Annotated in this window: 19 protein-coding genes; 7 read left to right on the top strand and 12 right to left on the bottom strand. The window is 72.9% G+C overall.

From position 1 onward, the window contains the following. Positions 1-76: 76 nt before the first annotated feature. Complete coding sequence (locus ACQPZF_RS22730) at positions 77-334, bottom strand: hypothetical protein (RefSeq protein ID WP_433260028.1); 258 nt, start codon at positions 332-334, stop codon at positions 77-79. Between the two features lie 80 nt (positions 335-414). After that, positions 415-1,755 (bottom strand): amidohydrolase, encoded by a 1,341-nt coding sequence (locus ACQPZF_RS22725; RefSeq protein WP_433260027.1) that lies wholly within the window; start codon positions 1,753-1,755, stop codon positions 415-417. A 127-nt stretch (positions 1,756-1,882) separates the two neighbouring features. On the opposite strand from ACQPZF_RS22725, the gene ACQPZF_RS22720 reads away from it, so the two are divergent. Beyond that, on the top strand, positions 1,883-2,848 hold the full coding sequence (locus tag ACQPZF_RS22720) for an aldo/keto reductase (RefSeq protein WP_433260026.1): 966 nt from the start codon (positions 1,883-1,885) through the stop codon (positions 2,846-2,848). Between the two features lie 170 nt (positions 2,849-3,018). Continuing rightward, positions 3,019-3,948 (top strand): alpha/beta hydrolase, encoded by a 930-nt coding sequence (locus tag ACQPZF_RS22715; RefSeq protein WP_433260025.1) that lies wholly within the window; start codon positions 3,019-3,021, stop codon positions 3,946-3,948. Between the two features lie 49 nt (positions 3,949-3,997). Here the strand turns inward: ACQPZF_RS22715 and ACQPZF_RS22710 are convergent, their stop codons facing one another. The 7 genes from ACQPZF_RS22710 to ACQPZF_RS22680 all read right to left on the bottom strand — a co-directional run bounded on the left by ACQPZF_RS22710 (position 3,998) and on the right by ACQPZF_RS22680 (position 10,110). Beyond that, positions 3,998-4,591 (bottom strand): TetR/AcrR family transcriptional regulator, encoded by a 594-nt coding sequence (locus ACQPZF_RS22710; RefSeq protein WP_433260024.1) that lies wholly within the window; start codon positions 4,589-4,591, stop codon positions 3,998-4,000. A gap of 94 nt (positions 4,592-4,685) precedes the next feature. After that, positions 4,686-5,246, bottom strand: coding sequence for a GNAT family N-acetyltransferase (locus ACQPZF_RS22705; RefSeq protein WP_433260023.1), 561 nt, complete (start codon positions 5,244-5,246; stop codon positions 4,686-4,688). A gap of 76 nt (positions 5,247-5,322) precedes the next feature. Next, entirely contained in the window at positions 5,323-6,339 is a 1,017-nt protein-coding gene (locus ACQPZF_RS22700; protein ID WP_433260022.1) for an IS630 family transposase, read from the bottom strand. Positions 6,340-6,461: 122 nt separating this feature from the next. Beyond that, positions 6,462-7,391 carry a YihY/virulence factor BrkB family protein gene (locus ACQPZF_RS22695; protein ID WP_433260021.1) on the bottom strand — a complete coding sequence of 310 codons (930 nt, stop codon included), beginning with the start codon at positions 7,389-7,391 and terminating at the stop codon, positions 6,462-6,464. Between the two features lie 36 nt (positions 7,392-7,427). Then, the gene (locus ACQPZF_RS22690; protein ID WP_433260020.1) at positions 7,428-8,447 is read right to left on the bottom strand and encodes an LLM class flavin-dependent oxidoreductase; all 1,020 of its coding nucleotides are present in this window, start codon (positions 8,445-8,447) and stop codon (positions 7,428-7,430) included. 129 nt (positions 8,448-8,576) lie between these two features. Next, on the bottom strand, positions 8,577-9,071 hold the full coding sequence (locus tag ACQPZF_RS22685) for a metallophosphoesterase family protein (protein ID WP_433260019.1): 495 nt from the start codon (positions 9,069-9,071) through the stop codon (positions 8,577-8,579). 40 nt (positions 9,072-9,111) lie between these two features. Continuing rightward, entirely contained in the window at positions 9,112-10,110 is a 999-nt protein-coding gene (locus ACQPZF_RS22680; RefSeq protein ID WP_433260018.1) for a DUF3558 family protein, read from the bottom strand. 169 nt (positions 10,111-10,279) lie between these two features. Here ACQPZF_RS22680 and ACQPZF_RS22675 point away from each other — a divergent pair, with 169 nt between their 5' ends. From ACQPZF_RS22675 to ACQPZF_RS22660, 4 genes are all read left to right on the top strand, one after another. Then, positions 10,280-11,344, top strand: coding sequence for a sensor histidine kinase (locus ACQPZF_RS22675; protein WP_433260017.1), 1,065 nt, complete (start codon positions 10,280-10,282; stop codon positions 11,342-11,344). Continuing rightward, complete coding sequence (locus ACQPZF_RS22670; protein ID WP_433260016.1) at positions 11,341-12,477, top strand: hypothetical protein; 1,137 nt, start codon at positions 11,341-11,343, stop codon at positions 12,475-12,477. Before ACQPZF_RS22675 ends, ACQPZF_RS22670 begins: the two co-directional genes overlap by 4 nt. Next, positions 12,462-13,112: a response regulator gene (locus tag ACQPZF_RS22665; RefSeq protein WP_433260015.1), complete on the top strand. Its 651-nt coding sequence runs from the start codon at positions 12,462-12,464 to the stop codon at positions 13,110-13,112. Before ACQPZF_RS22670 ends, ACQPZF_RS22665 begins: the two co-directional genes overlap by 16 nt. 87 nt (positions 13,113-13,199) lie before the next feature. After that, entirely contained in the window at positions 13,200-13,835 is a 636-nt protein-coding gene (locus tag ACQPZF_RS22660; protein ID WP_433260014.1) for a hypothetical protein, read from the top strand. 47 nt (positions 13,836-13,882) lie between these two features. On the opposite strand, the gene ACQPZF_RS22655 is transcribed toward ACQPZF_RS22660, so the two are convergent. Further along, positions 13,883-14,533, bottom strand: a complete 651-nt coding sequence (locus tag ACQPZF_RS22655) for a response regulator transcription factor (protein ID WP_433260013.1) — start codon at positions 14,531-14,533, stop codon at positions 13,883-13,885. Beyond that, on the bottom strand, positions 14,530-15,633 hold the full coding sequence (locus tag ACQPZF_RS22650; RefSeq protein ID WP_433260012.1) for a sensor histidine kinase: 1,104 nt from the start codon (positions 15,631-15,633) through the stop codon (positions 14,530-14,532). Before ACQPZF_RS22650 ends, ACQPZF_RS22655 begins: the two co-directional genes overlap by 4 nt. 155 nt (positions 15,634-15,788) lie before the next feature. On the opposite strand from ACQPZF_RS22650, the gene ACQPZF_RS22645 reads away from it, so the two are divergent. Next, positions 15,789-16,691: an SDR family NAD(P)-dependent oxidoreductase gene (locus tag ACQPZF_RS22645; protein WP_433260011.1), complete on the top strand. Its 903-nt coding sequence runs from the start codon at positions 15,789-15,791 to the stop codon at positions 16,689-16,691. A 166-nt stretch (positions 16,692-16,857) separates the two neighbouring features. On the opposite strand, the gene ACQPZF_RS22640 is transcribed toward ACQPZF_RS22645, so the two are convergent. Then, the gene (locus tag ACQPZF_RS22640) at positions 16,858-18,270 is read right to left on the bottom strand and encodes a PLP-dependent aminotransferase family protein (protein WP_433260010.1); all 1,413 of its coding nucleotides are present in this window, start codon (positions 18,268-18,270) and stop codon (positions 16,858-16,860) included. Between the last annotated feature and the right edge of the window lie 23 nt (positions 18,271-18,293).

Genomic DNA, 18,293 nt, shown 5'->3' with positions numbered 1-18,293 from the left:
CCGGTCGGCAAGGGCGAGGCCGCCGCTCTCCACCACGGGCTGTCGCCTCCGTCGCCGGTCGGCGAGGGCGAGACCGTCACTCCCCGACGCGACCGCTGCCCTCGTCGCCCTCCTCGATCCGGACCGCCTGCGCCTCGGGGCCGGCCAGGTAGTCGGAGCCCGCGTCCTCGGCGACTTCCGCGGGCTCCTCGTCACCGGGAGCGCCGCCGCCACCCGGTGAGGTGAACTGCGCGGCGGGCACGTCGTCCGCGCCTTCGCCCGCCCGCTCGGCGCGCAAGGCGGACGTCCGCTCCAACTCCTCCTGCTGCTCGGAACGAACTCGCTCGTCAGCCACGGTGACTCCCTCCAGCGGTGATCGCCTGTCAGGACCGATTACCCCGTACCACCGGGCCGTACCTGCCCCACCGCCGGATTTCACTGCTCGAAGACGACCCGCCCGTCCACCACGGTCATCGCGACGCCCACGTGCGGCAGGTCGGAGGGTGCCAGCTCCAGCGGGTTGGCCTCCAGCACGCACAGGTCCGCGACCTTGCCCACCTCGATCGAGCCCTTCCACGCCTCCGCGCCGTCCTGCACCGCCGGGAGCACGGTGTAGGCGCGGAGCAGCAGGCGCATCAGCTCCGGGCCGGGCTCCGCGCCCATCCACTCCGCCGCGGCGGCGACCCAGCGCCGCCAGTCGGGCTCGATCACCGGCGCGTCCGAGCTGAGGCACACCCGCACGCCGTGGGCGAAGGCGTCGCCCAGCGGCCACGCGGCGGTCAGCGCGTCGTCACCGAGCGCAGCCGCCAACCACGGACCGGTGGTCGCGGCGATACCCGGCTGGGTGTTGAGGCCGATGCCGAGTTCCGGGAGCCGGGCGAGCACGTCGGCGGACAGCAGGTCGCCGTGGATCAGGTAGTGCCTGCCCGCCGGGCCGTGCGCGGCGATCGCGTCGGCCATCGCCGAGACCACCACCTCGATCGAGCGGTCGCCGGTCGCGTGCACGCCGATCTGCGCCCCCACGCGGTGCGCGCGGTCGATCATCCGGCGCAGGTTGGCCTCGCGCTCGACGTCCTCGGCGCCGTCCACGAGCAGCTTGCCGGAGGTGCCGTCGTGGTAGCAGCGGTGCGTCCAGGCCGAGCGCATCGGCGGGATGCCGTCGGCGAAGATCTTCACGCCGGTCACGTTGAGCCAGCGCGGGTCCGCCTCGGGGGTCGGGCTGGCGAGCCCGCGCTCGAAGTCGGCCACCGAGCTGGGGCCGTCGAGTTCGCCGAACAGCCGGAGCACGGTCACCCGCGCCCGGAGCAGGCCTTCGGCGGCCAGCGCGGCGTACTCGTCCAGCACGGCGGCGGAGAAGCAGCCGGTCCGGCCGGCGTCCTCGCCGGGACCGAGGCCGGGTTCGGTGTAGCTGGTGATGCCGAGCCGGGAGACCACCTCGCCCGCGTGCAGGATCGCCGCCCGGCGTGACTCGGCGTCGGTGACCAGCGGCCCGCCCGCGCCCGCGTCCTCGCCCATGCCGGATCCGCTGAGCAGCGTGTTCGGCCACAGGGCGCCGAGCCAGGCGCCGTGCAGGTGCGAGTCGTTGATACCCGGCAACACCGTGCGTCCGCGGAGGTCGACCACGCGGGTGTCCGGGCCGGTGAACCGGTCGACGTCACCGACACCGATCACCGTCCCGTCCGCGACGGCGAGCGCGGCGGCCTCGCGGTCGTCGCCGTCGAAGGTCAGCACCGTGCCGCCGGTGAGGACGAGGTCGGCGGTCCTGGGTGTGGCCACGGGGGTCCTCCGTCAACAGATGTAGATGAAGCGGCGTCAGTCCGGGAAGCCCCACAGGGGAACCTCCCGATTTTTAGTCTATGTATGTAGACTAACCCAAACTTCACCCGGCTAGTGAGGAGCGCTCATGGGCGAGTCATCCCGCGTCCCGGTCCGGCGGCTGGGCCCCGGCGGCCCGCAGGTGCCGCTGTTCGGGCTCGGCTCGTGGAACACCTGGGACCGGATGGACTTCGACGACGCCGTGGAGCTGTTGCGGCGCGCCGTCGACGCCGGGGTGACCCTGTTCGACGTCGCGCACTACAACATGGGCCCGCACGCCGAGCAGGCGCGCACCGACCTCATCTTCGGCGAGGCGGTGCGGGCGGCCGGCCTCGACCGCGCGGACTACCACCTGTGCGGGAAGCTGTGGCTGTGGGAGTACCCCACCACGAGCTTCGAGCAGCAGTTGACGACTTCGTTGGAGCGCATCGGGATCGAGAAGGCCGACAGCGTGGTGGTCGGCGACTACATGTCCCCACCCGACATCCCGTCGATCGTCACCGACGTCGCGGAGCAGATCCGTGCGGGCCGCTTCGACACGTGGGGCGTGAACAACTGGGTCGCCTCGGACCTGGCGGCGGCACTGGCGTTCGCGAAGGACGAAGGACTGACGCCGCCCTCGTTCGCCCAGCTCAAGTACAGCATCGCGCGGCGCACCATGGCCGAGGGCGAGTACTACGGCGCGTACTTCGCGTCGGGCGAACTCGCCCTCCAGGCCTCCGACGTGTTCGAGGGCGGCATCCTCGCGGGCCGCAAGTTCCCCGAACGCAAGATCGGCGCGGACCCCGGCGGCATCCGCGACGCCATCCGCGCGGCGGCCGACCGGGTCGCCGAGGTGGCCGCCGGGCTCGACGCCACCGCCGCCCAGGTCGCGATCGCGTTCTGCCTGACCAATCCCGCCGTCGCGAACGTGCTGTTCGGCGTCAGCAGGATGTCCCAGTTGGAGGACAACCTCGGCGCCCTCCGCCTCGCCGCAGACCACGGCGACGACCTGCGCGCCGCCCTCGATCCACTGTGGACGGACCGCGAGGTCAACGCCGACGGCTCCTGGTGATCCCGCGCCGGCCCCGGCCCTGATCACGGCTCTGTCCGCGATCCGGGTCGCGGTCCCGCCCCGACTGGGATCGCGACTCTGCCCGCGAATCGCGCCGCCGACCCGCCGTCCGACCTCGCCGCCGCCCCGCCGCCGACCGCGCCCCGACCCTGACAAGGAGATCCCGCCCGATGCCTCTCGACCCCGCAGTCGCCGAGATGCTCTCCGCCACCCCCGCCCCACCTGCCGACACGGGTCCTCTGACGCCGGCCGACCTGCGTGCCATGTTCGCCTCGACGCTGGTCCTGCCGGACGAACTGCCCGAGGTCCGGTCCGTCACCGACCTGGCGGTGCCCGGACCGGCGGGCGACCTGCGCGTCCGCCTCTACCTGCCCGAGACCACCGGCCCGGTGCCGCTGTTCGTCTGGATGCACGGCGGCGGCTGGACGATCGGCGGCATCGAGGAGAACGAGGTCGCCAACCGCCGCGTCTGCCGTGACGGCGGTATCGCGGTGGCCTCGGTGGAGTACCGGCTGGCTCCCGAGGACCCGTTCCCGGCGGCGCCGGAGGACTGCTACGCCGTCCTGACGTGGCTGGTCGCGAACGGCGCCGAGCGCGGGATCGACGCGTCCCGGGTCGCCGTCGGCGGCGAGAGCGCGGGCGGCAACCTGGCCACCGTGATCTCGATGCTGAGCCGGGACCGGGGCGGGCCGAAGATCTCCGCCCAGGTGCTGATCTGCCCCGTGACGGCGCATCCCGGCGACGCGGATCTCCAGTCCTATGTGGACTGCGCGGACGGGTTCGGGATGTCCGCGGACAGCATGCGGTTCTTCTTCGAGCAGTACCCGTCGTCGCCCGACGACCTGAACGACCCCTACCTGCTGCCGTCCCGTGCGGTGGACCTCACCGGACTGCCGCCCGCGCTCGTGATGACGGCGGAGTACGACGTGCTGAGGTCGGAGGGGGAGCAGTACGCGGCCCGGCTGGAGAAGGCCGGCGTCCCGACGACGTACAAGCAGTACGACGGCCAGATCCACGGCTTCTACGGGCTCTACACCGATCTGCCGATCTCGCCCGTGGCGCACGGGGACGTGGTCGCGTTCCTCACCGGCGCGCTCTGAGCCGGCCGCGGAGTGGGTCGGCCCCGGGCCGACCCACTCCGCGCGGGCCTCATGGCCGGGTGAGGCGTTCGAAGAACGAGTCCAGGTGCTGCTTCTGGAGTTTCCTGGTCGAGTAGCGCGGCCCGACGAGGCTCATCACGTTGGCGCCCGCGTTCATCAGGACGATCTCGTCCACCAGTTGCTCGTCCGGCATCGACGTGCGGATGTCGCCGTCCTCGCGCCCCCGCCGGATGTGTTCGAGCAGCAGCCCACGCCAGATCCGCAGGTGCTCCAGGTACCGGTCGTGCAAACCCTTGTTGGACAGCGACATCTCCCAGAACGCCAGCAGCACCCGGCCGGCGGTCACCCGCTTCGCGTCCAGCGGCATCGCGCCGTAGCACATGACGCGCAACGCCTCCAGGCCGGAGTGGTCGGAGATCGTGCCGGCGATGTGTTTGTCCATCATGGACAGTGCGCGGTCGAAGGTGGCCTCCACCAACGCGTCCTTGCTGGCGAAGTACCGCTTCAGCGCGCCGTTGGCGAAACCCGCCGCGGTGGCGATCTCGCGCATGGTCGCGGCTTCCAGGCCACCGCGGACGATGAGGCCCCACGTCACGTCCACGATGTGCTCGCGACGTTCGTCGTGGTCGATGACCTTGGGCATCGTGCTCCTCGCGTGCGGCGATTCCGTCTACGTCCGTAGTGTATCGGCGATCCGGCCGCCCCGGCGGCCATGGGAGCAGGCGCACAGTGCCGGATCAGCGCAGCGGGTAGTCCATCGACAGGCCGTCCAGCGTGACACCGTCGGGCAGCGGCATGCGGGCACGGCGGACCTCGCGGAACCCGAACGACCGGTACAGCGGCACACCGGGCAACGTGGCCATCAGCACCAGCGACCCGAACCCCTCGGCCCGCGCCGCCTGCTCGCACCGGGCGAGGATCGCGCGCCCCAGACCACGCCGCGTCCAGTCGCCCCGCACGAACATCGCCCGCACCCGCGCGGGTTCGGTGGCCGGGTCGAGCAGCCGATCGTCGGACGGCGCGGCCCCCGACCCGGTGTACAGCTTGTCCCGCTTGCTCCAGCCGCCGCAGGCGACGACCTCGCCGCCCACGTCGTGGACGAAGTACGTCCCGTCGTCGATCAGCACCGTGTCCGGCTCGGTGAGGTACCGCGCGGCGGCGGCCGTCTCGCGCTCGTCGTGGAACAGCGGGAACAACTCCAACACCGACCGGCGCATCAGCGCGCCGATCCGCGGCACATCGGACCGCACGGCCTTGCGCAGCACTGGCGACACGTCCACCGGACCCCCCTCTGGCACCGCTGAATCCTATCCGGATCGCACGCCGGGGGAACGGGGACGTCGCCGGGCAACGCCGTCCCGGACGGGAATGGCGCTAAGCACCTGGCCAGAAGTTCTGTCCGTAACCCTCGGGTATCCAGGGTGCGGCGGTGGTGAGGGTCTGGTCGTGGGTGCGGTTGTGGAAGTAGGCGTGGGTCTGTCGGACGCGGTCGGCCATGGTGGCGGGTGCGGTGTTGGCGATCCAGTGTTTGAGGCCGGCCCAGACGCGTTCGACGGGGTTGTCGTGTGGGCTGTATCTGGCGCCCTGGATCAAGATGAGGCGTGGGTGTTTCGCGAGCCACCGTCGGGTGATGCCGCTGTGGTGGGTGGAGCCGTTGTCGCAGACGACCACGACGGCGGGGGTGTCGGGGTGGGCGTCGAGCAACTGTTGGAGGAAGTAGCAGAACACCACGGAGACGTTCTTCACCGAGACGTGGTGGTGGAAGGCGCCGGTGGCGAGGTCGATCGCGCCGTGCACGGTGCGGCGGCGGTTGGTGCCGGGTGTGGGGATGCGGTGGCGCAGGCCGGTGGGCATCCAGGTTGCGCGGACCCTGGGCAGCAGGTCGATGTGGGTCTCGTCCTCGGCCAGGACCACCGATCCCGGTGGCAGTGCGGCGATGCGGGCGCGGATGTCGGCGCAGGTCGTGTCGTGGTCGGGGTCGCCCTTGGCGATCAGGCGGGGGCGGCACCAGCGGGCTTGTTCGCGTAGTCGTCGGTGGAAGGTGCGCAGGCTCATCGCCGGGCGTCCGGCCGCGCGCCACAGGCGGGCGGTGGTCCAGGCTTTGGGGGTGGTCAGCAGGGTGCGGATGCGCTGCCCGAGCCGGGGGCTGCCCAGTCGGGGCCGCCCGCCGCGGGCTCGGTCGGGGAGGCCCGGCAGGCCGTCGCGGGCGTGGCGGGCGATCCAGCGGCGCACCGTGACCGGGTCGTAGTGCAGCAGCTCGGCGATCTCGGGGGCGCTCATCCCGGACGCGGACAGCAGGACCATCACGATGCGGGCGGCCACGCGCCACTGCCGGTGCAGGGCGGTGTGCTGCGCGAGGGTCGGGTCGGCGAAGACATGCGCGGGGCGCATACTGGTCGTAGCCTCGTCGTGGTCGGTTGAGTGTGGTAACCCAATCCAACCGCGACGAGGCCCTTCGCGTTCACCAGGACCTCAACCCCGACGCATTACCGACACAACTTCTGGCTAGGTGCTTAGTCCATCGCCCGCGTGTCGCGCGGCGGGGCGACGGGGTCCGTGCCGTCCGACTGCCCGGCCGCCATCCGCCGCCCGCGTTCCAGCTCGGCGTCCAGCTCCGCGCCGAGCAGCAGCGCCAGGTTCGAGATCCACAGCCAGATCAGGAAGACGATGACACCGGCCAGCGAGCCGTAGGTCTTGTTGTACGAGCCGGCGTTGGCCACGTACAGCGCGAACCCGGTGGACGCCGCCACCCAGGCCAGCACGGCCAGCAGGCCGCCCGGCGTGATCCACAGCCAGCTCGGCTGCCGCACGTTCGGCGAGGCCCAGAACAGCAGCCCGATCGCGAGGCTGGCCAGCAGGAACAACACCGGCCACTTCGCGATGTCCCACACCGTGACGAACGCCGAGCCCAGCCCCAGCACGTCGCCCAGCCACCGGGCCACGCCACCGGTGAGCGTGACGCCCAGCGCGGTCAGCGCCAGCAGCACCACCACGCCGACGGTCAGCGCCAGCCGCAGCGGGATCACCTTCCAGAACGGGCGGCCCTCCGCCACGTCGTAGATCGAGTTCGACGCCCGCATGAACGCGCCCACGTAGCCCGACGCCGACCAGAGCGCGGTGACCAGACCGATGATCGCCAGCGGCCCGGCGATGGCGCTGGACTTCTGGAGGTTGTCGATGCCGCCGACGATCAGGTCCTTGGCCTCGCCCGGCCCCAGCACGTCCAGGCTGTCCTTGATGGACTGCGTGGCGTCCGGTCCGAGCAGCCCCAGCAACGACGTCAGCAGCAGGAGGCCCGGGAACAGCGACAGGATGGCGTAGTAGGTCAGCGCGGCGGCCCAGTCGGTGAGGTTGTCGTCGTTGAACTCCTTGACCGTGCGCTTGAGCACGGCCCACCAGGACCGTTTCGCCAGTTGGGTGGGTGCGTCGGGTGCGTGGGACATGCCTGACGGGTTTCCCAGCGAACGCCCGCCGCACACTCAGGCGGATGCCTGCCAACCGAGCGCCGGGCCGAGTCGGGTGGCGATGTCGGTGAGGATCTGCACGTAGTCGTCGTGGTCGAAGGTGAACGGCAGTGCGAAGGCGACCTCCCGGATCTCGCGGAAGGCCGCGTGAGCGTAGAGCTGTTCGGCGATCTCCGCCGAGGTGCCGACGAGATCCGGGGCGAACATCAGGCGCGCCGGGCCCTGTGGTGTGGCGGTGCGCGGGGTCCGTTTCCGGGCGTAGTCCAGGTACTTCGCGCGTTGCTCCGGCGACGCGCTGTCGGTGGGGATGACGACGAGCCCTTGTGAGACACGGGCGCGGTCTCCGTCCGGGTGGTGGGCGCGGAACGCCCTGATGTGGGACAACTGGGTGGCGGTGAAATCCGCCGACTCCTCCGCCTTGGTGACGTTGCTGACCAGGAAGTTCATCCCTTGCTCGCCCGCCCACCGGGCCGACCGCAGGCTCCCGCCGCCGTACCAGGTGCGGCCGGCCAGGCCCGGCGAGTGCGGCTGGACCCGGTCGGAGAACACCTCGATGCCTTCCGTGCCGCGGAAGTCGGTGACCCGCTCGCCGCGCAGGAAGTCCAACAGCCGCCGCACGCGCTCATGGCCGAAGTCCTCGACGTCGGCGGTGTCCGGGTACAGGGCGTGCCGGACGCGGTCGAAGTGCATCGGCGGGTTGGCGCTGACGCCGGGGTTGAGGCGGCCACCGGACAGGATGTCGACCGTCGCCAGGTCTTCGGCCAGCCGCAGCGGGTTCTCCCAGCCCAGCGGGATGACCGCCGTGCCGAGCGCGATGCGGCTGGTGCGCTGCGAGGCCGCCGCCAGCACGGCGACGGGGGAGGAGATGCCGTACTGGAGGTGCCGGTGGCGCACCCACGCGCTGTCGAACCCCAGCCGCTCACCCAGCTCGATGATCTCCAGCGTCGACTCGTGCCCCCGGCGCGGATCGTCCTCGTCGAACAGCCCGATGGTGAGGAAGCCCAGTTTCCGCAACGGCTCCGAGGGCAGCGGCACAGGGTTCCTCCAGCCTCCGCGATCCACTCCGCCTGGTGATTGTGGCAGGGGACCGGCCGTCGGGTCGGGGGCGTTCCACGGGCTGGACGACGTTGCGGCGTCCCGGGCGCGGTCGGCGAGGGGCCGCGCTCACCCCGTGACCGGGACGATGCGCGCGTCGACCAGCCGGCCCGACCCGATGTCGAGCAGGCCCATCGTGCCGCGCGGCTGTCGGCGGCGGTCGGTGGGCGAGCCGGGGTTGAAGACGCGGAGGTCGTCGCCGGTCTCGTCCAGCGGGATGTGCGAATGGCCGAACACGACCAGGTCGGCGGTCGGGAACCGGCGGCGCATCCGGGCCGTCCGGCCCTTGGCCTGGCCGCTGTCGTGGATCATCGCGACGTGCAGGCCGTCGAGGTCGAGTTCGACGGTCTCGGGAGCGCCCCAGGCCACGACGTCCGGGCCGTCGTTGTTCCCGCACACGGCGACGACCGGCGCGTACCGGGTCAACTCGTCCAGCACCGAGGCCACGCACACGTCACCGGCGTGCAGGATCAGATCGACGCCCTGGAGGTGCTCGGCCACCGCGGGCGGGCAGGTCTTCCAGCGGCGGGGCGCGTGGGTGTCGGCGAGCACGGCGACCTTCATGGGTAGTTGATACCCGCCGGTCGGCGAAACCACCCGTCGGCTACTTCGGCAGGCGGGACCAGACCTCGGTGGCCACCGCCTTCGCGGCGGCGCAGGCCTCGTCGACCTGACCGCCCGAGGGCAGGCTGACCGACACGAGCGCCAGTTCGCGCAGGCCCGCGCCGCCGTCGAACGGGATGTGCGGGGTCTCCGCCGCGCACAGCACGAGGGACGAGGCGCTCGACTTGGTGATCGCCGTGGGGCGTCCGCCGATGTCCTCCACGGTGGTGTTCCTGCCGTCGGCGGCCGACGGGGTGCCCACCGAGTAGGTGACGCGCATCCGCGGCGGGTTCCCGGTGCCGTCCTTGCTCCAACGGCACTGGTGCGCGGCCGGGTAGGACTTGACCTTCGCCGTGGTCAGGCCGGGCACCTGGGCCGCGGTCGTCGCCGACACCGAGGTGCACGGGTCGATCCGGCCCAGCGACTGGACGGGCAGGGTCCGGTGCACCGCGTCCTTGGACAGCGCCCGGTCGGCGACGGCGCGCACCGCGTGGTCGGCGATGCCGCACATCTCGGTGGACGTCGCCTTGTCCGTCGTGAAGTTGTCCACGGTGACGCTCAGCGTCACCAGTTCCGGGAACACCACCCGCCGGGCGCAGCGGCCGGAGTCGTCCGGCTCCTCGGCGATCCGCAGGTCGCGGTAGTCCTTGTACTCGGCCCGCAGCTCGTTCTCGGACTCCAACCGGTCGAGGGTGCCCACCAGGACCTCCAGCTTGGTGCCGCTCGGGGTGGTGAGGAAGAACAGGCAGTAGTCCAACGAGTCCGGCGGGGCGGGGTTGGCGGTGCCGAACCGGGTGAGGTCGGCGGCTTTGAGGTGACCGCACGGGTCGAGTGACGGCAGGTCGCCCAACAGGTTCTCGGCGGTGGGCTCGGGCTTCTCGGTCGTCATGGGGGTCGGGTTCGGTACCGGTGTCGGCGACCCGGCGACCTGGGTGGTGCACGCGCTCAGCACGGCGACGAGACCCACGGCGAAGGGAATCCAGCGGCGCGCCTTGATCATGCCCGCAGCCTAGGTGAATGCCTGGTGCGGCAGCACGGAGTTCATGCGGTTCCGCCTTGGCCGTCTCGTCGGTCTGGTCGGCGGCCCGCGGTCGTCTCGTCGGTGTGGCCGGGTCGGGGTCTGGCCGTCTCGTCGGAGCGCTCGGCGGTCGGCGGGTTAGGGTCTGGCCGTGACGGCGGTCGGGCAGGTGGAGGCGGAGTTCCGCGCCGCCGTCGCGCGGTTCGCCGGGCCGGTCCGCGGCGTCGGAGTGGTGTTGCTCAGTGGTTTCGGGGTGCTGTCCTCCGACGGGTTGCCGCTCGCGTTCGCCCTGCTCGGGTTGATGGTCGTCGGGGCCGTCGCCGACTTCGGGGACCGCCGCGTCGCGCTGGGGTTCGCGGTGGTCCGGGTGGTGGCGGTTGGTGCCGCCCAGGGCGCGTTGGGTGGCGAGGCGCGGTGGTGGGCGCTCAACGTGCTCACGACCACCGTGATCACGCTCCAGTGGGAGTGGTCGCCTCGGGTGGCGGTGCCGGTCGCCGGCGTGCTGCTGGGTGTGCAGTTGTGGGCGGTCGGATTCGACGGCGCGGTGGTGCTGCGGGTCGTGCTGGAGTGCGTGCTGGCCCGGTTGGCTTTCCGGGTGGTCCAGCGGTCCACGGCGCGGGTCGACGGGTTGCGGGTTCGGCGGGCCGAGGTGGAGCGGGCCGAGGCGTTGGCCGCCGAACGCCGCCGGCGCGAGCGGGAGTACATGGCGTTGTTGCACGACACGGCGTCGGCGACGTTCCTCGTGGTGGCCACGCAGGGCAGGGAGGTCGACGCCGCGGCGGTGGCCGAGTTCGCCCGGAGGGATCTGGAGGTGTTGACCGGCACGGCCGGCATGCCCCGGGACAGCTTGGTGGACGTCGGTGCCTCGTTGCGGACGGTCGTGGAGCGGGTTCCGTTGGCCGTCGATGCCCGGATAGCGCCTGCCCCGGTGCCTGCTTCGGTGGCGTTGGCCCTGGTCAGAGCGGTTCGGGAGGCGTTGGTCAACGTGCTGCGGCACGCCGGCACCGGGCGGGCGGAGTTGGCGGTGTGCACCCGGGACGACCGGGTGGTGGTCACCGTGGCCGATCGCGGGCGTGGGTTCGAGCCGAGTCTGGTGTCCGGGCATCGGCGCGGGATCAGCGGGTCCATCGTGGACCGGATGGTCGCGGTCGGCGGCGTCGCGACGGTCACCTCCGCGTCCGGCGGCACCACCGTGCGGTTGGCGTGGCCGGCGTGACGGACTCGCGGGTGGAGTTCGGTGCGGGCGATGCGCGTGCGGCGGCCGGCGTGACGGATCTGCGGACCGAAGCCGGTCAGGTGTTCGCGAGCATCCGGCTGGTGCTGCTCGGCGTGGTCGCGGTGTTGCAGGTCGGGCTGAGTGTCGCGCCGGTGCTGTCCCCCGACCAAGGGGTGGGCGCGCGGGTCGCGTTCGGGGTGTTGGCGTTGGTCACGCTGGTGTGCGCGGGGTGGATCGTGCGGCGGCGGCCGGTGCCGGGGGTGGTGGTGGCCGTCGGTGCGGTCGCGGTGCTGGGCGCGTCGGCGCTCGCCACTGACGCGTTGCCGCCGGGTGGGCATTTCGGCGCCGCGCACTGGTCGTTCGGGCTGGTCGGGTGGCATCTGCTGATGCTGCTCGCGGACCGGGTGGCGTTGCTGCTGACCGCGCTGGGCGTGCACTTCGGGTGCGGGATCGCGCAGTTCCTGCTGGCCGGTGCGCCCGGACGGGTCGAGATCGGCGCGGCCGGTGCGGTGGTGCTCGGGGCGACGAGTTTCCAGCTCGGCGTGCTGCTGCTGGTCCGGGTGCTGCTGCGGAACGCCCGCCAGGCCGCCGAGGTGGCCGCCGGGCAGGAACGGGCCGCGACCCGTGCGGCGGTGGCCGAGCAGTGGGCGCAGGACCTGCGGGCGGGGTTCGCGGGTGGGCTGGGCACCACCCTGCCGCTGCTCGCGGACCTGGCCGACGGTGTGCTCGACCCGCGTGCCGAGGACACCCGGCGGCGGTGCGCGTTCGCGGCTACGCAGTTGCGCCGGCTGTTCGCCGAGCACGACGAGGTGCCCGACCCGCTGGTGCACGAGGTCGCGGCGTGCGTGGACGTGGCCGAACGGCGGGGGCTGGTGGTGTCGCTGGCGGTCAGCGGCGCGGCGGTGGCCGTGCCGACGGAGGTGCGCCGCGAGCTGACCGGGCCGGTGGCGGCGGCGTTGTCGGCCGCCCGGGAACGGGCGCGGGTGAGCCTGTTGCGCACCGACGCCGAGGTGCGGGTGGCCGTGATCGCGGACACGGGCGCGCCGGTGGACGCCGTGTCGGCACGGGTGGACGTGCGGTGCGACACGTACGGTGAGCAGACCCGGACGGAGGCCCGATGGCGGACCAGTTGAGCGCGGTGGTGGTGGACGACCACCCTGCCGTGCGCGCGGGCGTCGCGTACTGGCTGTCGTCCGGCGAGCCGCCGATCCGGGTCGTCGCGGACGGTGAGGACGTGCGCGCGGCGTGGCTGGACGAGGGCGCGGACGCCGACGTCGTGATCCTCGACCTGCACCTGGGCGGGCCGACGCCGGTGCTGGGGGATCTGCGCCGGCTGGTGGAGGCCGGGCGTCGGGTGGTCGTGTACTCGATGCGCGCCGACGACGAGATCGCGTTGCAGTGCCTGGAGTTGGGCGCGTTGTGCTACCTGACCAAGGCGGAGGGCGCGGAGCACCTGGTGCAGGCCACGCGGGCAGCGGCGCAGGGCCGCCCGTACACGCCGCCGTCGCTGGCCGGCGCGCTGGCGGGCGACCGGTCGGAGGTCCGGCCGGCGTTGTCGGCGCGGGAGACCGAGGTGCTGGTCGAGTGGTTCCAGTCGGAGTCCAAGGACTTCGTGGCCCGGCGGCTGGGGATTTCGGTCAGCACGGTCAACTCGCACCTGGAGCGCATCCGCGTCAAGTACGCCTTGATCGGCCGGGAAGCGCCGACGAAGGCCGCGCTGGTGGCCCGCGCGATCCAGGACGGCCTGATCGGCGTCGACGACCTCTGACCGGGTTGTGGTGCGAACGACCGACAGTGCGGCCGGGCGGACGCGGCTAGCTTGCGAGGCACCAACCCCTCGTTTAGGAGATCCGCCTTGACGCACGTCCGTGGCGCCCTGCTCACCGCCGCCGGCGCGGCAGCCCTTCTGCTGTCGGCCTGCGGCAGCCAGACGGACGGGGTCGCCACGCCCGGCGCGACGACGCCCGCCGAGACCCCGACGTCGGCCTCCACGTCGGCCTCCACGTCCGCCTCCACGTCCGCGGCACCGCAGCCCGCGGGGGACGTGACCGAGCCCGGCACCAAGCTCAAGGTGGGCGAGCGCGCCGTCGTGCCGTTCAAGTACGGCACCGAGAAGACCGGCACGATCGCCATCACGGTGACCGCGATCGAGGAAGGCGCGAACGCCGACCTGGTGAAGTTCGGCGACAAGGCCAGGAACATCACGCCGGTCTACATCCGGGTGACCGTGGAGAACGTCGGCGGCACCGACCTGGCGAACAGCTCGCTGAGCCTGCGCGCGCTGGGCGCGGACGGCAAGGGCACCGGCGTGATCATCAGTGGTGACACCGAGAAGTGCGAGTCGGAGAACGCCGGGCGCGACTTCGCCACGGCGGGCGCGAAGTACGAGACCTGTGTTCTGCAGGGGACTCCGACGGGGACGAAGGTCGGTGCGGTGAGCTATGACAAGGGCGACGGCTACGACAAGTCGCCGCTGGTCTGGCAGGGCTGACGGGCCGGATCACGGCGTGCGCCGCCGGTCTGGCACGTCCGATCGGGTCACGGTCGTGCGCCCCGGTCCAGGCGGGCGGCGAGGACGGCGAGTTGCACGCGGTTCGCGCTGGACGTCTTGGCCATCAGGTTGGCCACGTGGGTCTTGACCGTGGTCACGCCGAGGTGGAGCCGGTCGGCGATGTCCAGGTTGGACAGCCCGGCCCCGATCAGGTCGAGCACTTCCCGCTCGCGCGGCGTGCAGTGCCAGGACGGGCCGGGGTCGGCGGGCTCGGCGTGCGCGCGGACGGCGTGACCGACGAGCCGGCGCAGCACCTCCCGGCTGAACGGGCTGTCGCCGCCCGCCGCCCGCCGGACCGCGTCGAGCAGTTCGGCGGGCGCGACGTCCTTGGCGAGGAACCCGCACGCGCCCGCCGCCAGCGCGGGCATGAGGTGGTCGTCGTCATCGAACGTGGTCAGCACCACCACGCGGGTCGACGGCCGGTCGCGCAGGATGCGCGCGGTGGCGTCGACGCCGCCCAGGCCCGGCATCCGCAGGTCCATCAGCACCACGTCGGGCGCGGCCGTCGCGACCAGCCGCACCGCCTCGTGGCCGCTCTTGGCCTCGCCGACGACCTCGATGTCGGCGGCGGACTCGCAGAGCATCCGCAGCCCCGCGCGCACCAGGTGCTGGTCGTCCACCAGCAGGACCCGGATCACACCGACCGCCGGGGCAGGACGGCCGAGAGCCGCCACCCGTGCGCGGTGGGGCCGGAGGTGAGTTCGCCGCCCACCAGTGCGACGCGCTCCCGGAGCCCGATGAGCCCCACGCCGGGCGCGCCGTCCCCGTGACCTCGGCCGTTGTCGGCGATCTCGACGGTGGCGACGCCGTCCGCACAGTCGACGCCGACCGCCACCGCGGAGCCGGGACCGGCGTGCTTGGCCACGTTGGTCAGCCCTTCCTGCACCAGCCGCAGCACGGCCAGCCCGCGGACCGCGTCCAGGGCCGCCACGTCCCCGGACAGCGCGAGGTCCACGTCCAGCCCCGCCCGCCGGCTGCGGTCGGCCAGGTCGCGGAGCGCCTGTGGCAGTCCGGTCGAGTCCACGGGCAGGTGGTCGACGCCCTCCGGGTCGCGCAGCGTCGTGACGAACCTACGCAGGTCCGCCAGCGCCGTGGTGGTGTTGCCGTGGACGTCGTCCAAGACCTCGCGCACCCGCGGCTCCACGTCGGGCAGCACGTGTCGGGCGACCCCGACGCGCAGCGCCATCGAGGCGAGGTGGTGGGCCACGACGTCGTGCAGTTCGCGCGCGATCGCGGTCCGTTCCGCCAGCCGCGCGGCGTCGGCGCGCAGTTCGCGGCGGCGTTCGGCGTCGTCGGCGGCGGCCCGTGCCTGCTCGGCCATCCTGCGCAGGTTGCGCTGGTACCCGCCGAGCAGCAGCGGCGCCCCGACCACGACCGTGATCTTGAACAGCAGCGGCGTGAGGTCGCCGGCGAAGTCCGCTTTCGCCAGGTAGGCCGTCGCCAGCGCCCCGGCGGCGACCACGGCGGGCAGCCCCCACCGCCGCACCGCCACCTCGAACACCGCGAGGCTGGCCACCCACTTCACCGGCATGGCGCCGGCCTCGGTGAACCGCTCCACCACCACGAGCAGCACGGACTGCCCGACCGCGACCGTCGTCGGCGCCGTCCCGCCGGCCAGCGTCAACGCCGCTGCCACCCCCATCACCACCCAGTCGCCCACCTGCGGCGAAGGCCCGCTGTAGACGAGCACGGACCCCACCCCGGCGGGCACGACCAGCAGCCGCACGTACCACCCCACGACCGTGACTCTACGGACCACGCGCACCCGGCTCCTCCTCCTTCGGCAGGAGGCGGGGTCCTACTCCGGTCCGGTCGGGTGCGGCCTGTTGCCCGAGCCGCCGCCGGGGCGTCCACGGGCAAGGTCGGGTCACCAACGTCGAAGGGGGAACCGACATGCACCTGTCGAGCCGGAGGACCGTGCTGGGCGCGGCGGTGGCCGGGATGTCCGCTCTCGCGGTCACGCCGGGCGTTGCCGAGGCACGGGGGAAGCCGTTGCGGGGCAAGGTGGTGGTCATCACCGGGGCGACGTCGGGCATCGGCGCGGCGACCGCCCGGCTGTTCGCCGCGGGTGGTGCGAGGGTGGCGTTCTGCGGACGGCGGGCGCACCTGGGCAAGCAGGTGGAGGCGGAGATCCGGCGGTCCGGCGGTGAGGCGACGTACCTCCAGGCCGACGTGCGGGTGCCGGAGCAGGTGCGGCAGTTCGTCGACGCCGCCGTCCACCGCTACGGAGGGCTGGACATCGCGTTCAACAACGCCGGCGTCGAGTTCCGCAACACCCCCGTGCACGAGATGGACGTAGCGGCGTGGGACGACCTGCACGCGACCAACGTGCGAGGCGTGTTCCTGGCGATCAAGCACGAGGTGCCGCACATGCTGAAGGCGGGCCGGGGTGTGATCCTCTGCACTTCGTCGGCCGGCGCGGACCAGGCCCGGCCGGGCAATTCCGCCTACGGGTCGAGCAAGCGGGCGGTGCAGGGCATCGTCCGCTCGGCGGCCCTGGAGTACGGGACGAAGGGCATCCGGGTGGTCGCGATCCAACCCGGCACGACGGACACGGCGCTGGTCCGCCCGCCCGGCATCCCGGACGCCGACTGGCAGCGCTTCAAGGCGGCGTGGGGCCCGTTGAACATCTCGGCCCTGCACCGCATGGCCGATCCGGCCGAGATCGCGGCGGCGGTGGTGGCGTTGTCCGGCGACGAGTTCTCCTTCATGACCGGCGCGTCGGTGGTGGTGGACGGCGGTTCGCTGGCCGGACGTCCGATGCTCATGCCACCGGGCTTCGAGCTGCCGGGCTGACGGGCCATCGCCGTGGTTCGAGCCGCTGGGCCCGAGCCGCTGGGCCCGAGCCGCTGGGCCCGAGCCGCCGGGCCTGAGCCGCTGGGCCCGAGCCGCCGGGCCCGAGCCGCCGGGCCTGAGCGGTCGGGTTCGTGCTGCGGTGGTTCGAGCCGCTGGGTCTGGCCGGTCACCGCCGGACGACCTCGCCGATCCGCCGGGCGGCTTCGTGGAGTTGGCCGGGGGAGTGCGCGGCGTAGCCGAGCACGAGTCCGGGCGGGCCCGGCCGCTGCCGGTGCCAGGACAGCGGGTGGACGCGCACGCCCGCTGCCCGGATGCGGTCGGCCAGGTCGGTGTCGTCGAGGTCGTCGGCGAACGTGATCAGCAGGTGCAGCCCGGCCGCCGCGCCCTGGACCTCGACGGCCGGCAGGTGCCGCGCCAGTCCGGCGAGCAGGGCGTCCCGGCGGGCGCGGTGGCGGGTGCGGACCAGGCGGATGTGGCGGTCCAGTTCGCCGGACGCGATGAGCTGCGCGAGCACCAGTTGCGGGAGCGCGGGACTGCCCAGGTCGCTGGCGTGCTTGGCGGCGACCAGGTCCGCGTGCAGGTCGCGCGGCGGGATGAGCCAGCCCAACCGCATACCGGGCGCGAGGGTCTTGGACACGCTCCCGGTGTAGGCCACGCGGTCGGGTGCGGAGGCCTGGATGGCGGGCACGGGCGCGCGGTCGTAGCGGTACTCGGCGTCGTAGTCGTCCTCGATCACCAGTCCGTCGGCCGCCCAGTCCAGTAGTTCGCGGCGTCGTCGCGGCGCCATCACGACGCCGGTCGGGAACTGGTGCGCGGGCGTGAGCAGCACGGTGTCGAGCCCGGTGCGGGCCAGTTCGTCCACGCGCAGCCCGAGTCCGTCCACCGGGACAGGTGTCGGGGTGAGCCCCCAGTGGACGAGTTCGTCGCGCGCACCCCGGGAACCGGGTTCCTCGACCGCGATGGCCACGGTGCCGCGCCGGTGGAGCAGGTGCGCGAGCAACGCCAGCGACTGCGCCACCCCGGCGACGACGATGATGTCATCGGGATCGGCACGGACTCCACGCACCCGCGCCAGCCGGGCGGCCAACTCCGCACGCAGCCACGGCAGCCCACGGGGATCGCCGTACCCGAGGTCGGCCGCGCCGGTCCGGGTGAGCACGGCCCGCTCCGCCCGCAACCAGGCCGCCCGCGGGAACGCCGCCAGGTCCGGCACGCCGGGGGACAGGTCCAGCTCGGCCGACCTCGCCAGCGGCAACAGCGGCCCGACAGCGTCGACCGCCGGCGTCGCAAGTCCGGCCGCCGCTCTGCCCGCAGGTCCAGGCGGCGTGACGACGGTGCCGACACCGGTTCGGGCGCTGACCAGGCCTTCGTCGGCCAGCCGCCGGTACGCCTCGACCACGACTCCGCGTGACACGCCCAGCTCGTCCGCCAACAGCCGGGTGGCCGGCAGCCGCGCGCCCGCACCCAACCGCCCGTCCGAGATCGCCGTGCGCACCGCGTCGGTCAACCAGCTTGTCAACCCCTTCGCCGGAGCCGCCGCCGGTCGGAGCTGGAGGAAGTCGGCCCCCGAATGGTCCACTTGACTCCTCACTCCGTGGTACT

This window comes from Actinosynnema sp. CS-041913, from assembly GCF_050942485.1.
In the GTDB taxonomy this organism is placed as follows: Bacteria; Actinomycetota; Actinomycetes; order Mycobacteriales; family Pseudonocardiaceae; genus Actinosynnema.
The sequence above is the reverse complement of the archived record's forward strand: the minus strand, read 5'-3'. Positions and strand labels throughout refer to the sequence as shown.

What these genes read in the sequence shown, in the direction of transcription:
- ACQPZF_RS22665 (WP_433260015.1), top strand. Translation starts at nt 12,462, where the DNA reads ATGGCGGACCAGTTGAGCGCGGTGGTGGTGGACGACCACCCTGCCGTG.
- ACQPZF_RS22695 (WP_433260021.1), bottom strand. Translation starts at nt 7,391, where the DNA reads ATGTCCCACGCACCCGACGCACCCACCCAACTGGCGAAACGGTCCTGG.
- ACQPZF_RS22685 (WP_433260019.1), bottom strand. Translation starts at nt 9,071, where the DNA reads ATGAAGGTCGCCGTGCTCGCCGACACCCACGCGCCCCGCCGCTGGAAG.
- ACQPZF_RS22715 (WP_433260025.1), top strand. Translation starts at nt 3,019, where the DNA reads ATGCCTCTCGACCCCGCAGTCGCCGAGATGCTCTCCGCCACCCCCGCC.
- ACQPZF_RS22680 (WP_433260018.1), bottom strand. Translation starts at nt 10,110, where the DNA reads ATGATCAAGGCGCGCCGCTGGATTCCCTTCGCCGTGGGTCTCGTCGCC.
- ACQPZF_RS22645 (WP_433260011.1), top strand. Translation starts at nt 15,789, where the DNA reads ATGCACCTGTCGAGCCGGAGGACCGTGCTGGGCGCGGCGGTGGCCGGG.
- ACQPZF_RS22710 (WP_433260024.1), bottom strand. Translation starts at nt 4,591, where the DNA reads ATGCCCAAGGTCATCGACCACGACGAACGTCGCGAGCACATCGTGGAC.
- ACQPZF_RS22700 (WP_433260022.1), bottom strand. Translation starts at nt 6,339, where the DNA reads ATGCGCCCCGCGCATGTCTTCGCCGACCCGACCCTCGCGCAGCACACC.
- ACQPZF_RS22720 (WP_433260026.1), top strand. Translation starts at nt 1,883, where the DNA reads ATGGGCGAGTCATCCCGCGTCCCGGTCCGGCGGCTGGGCCCCGGCGGC.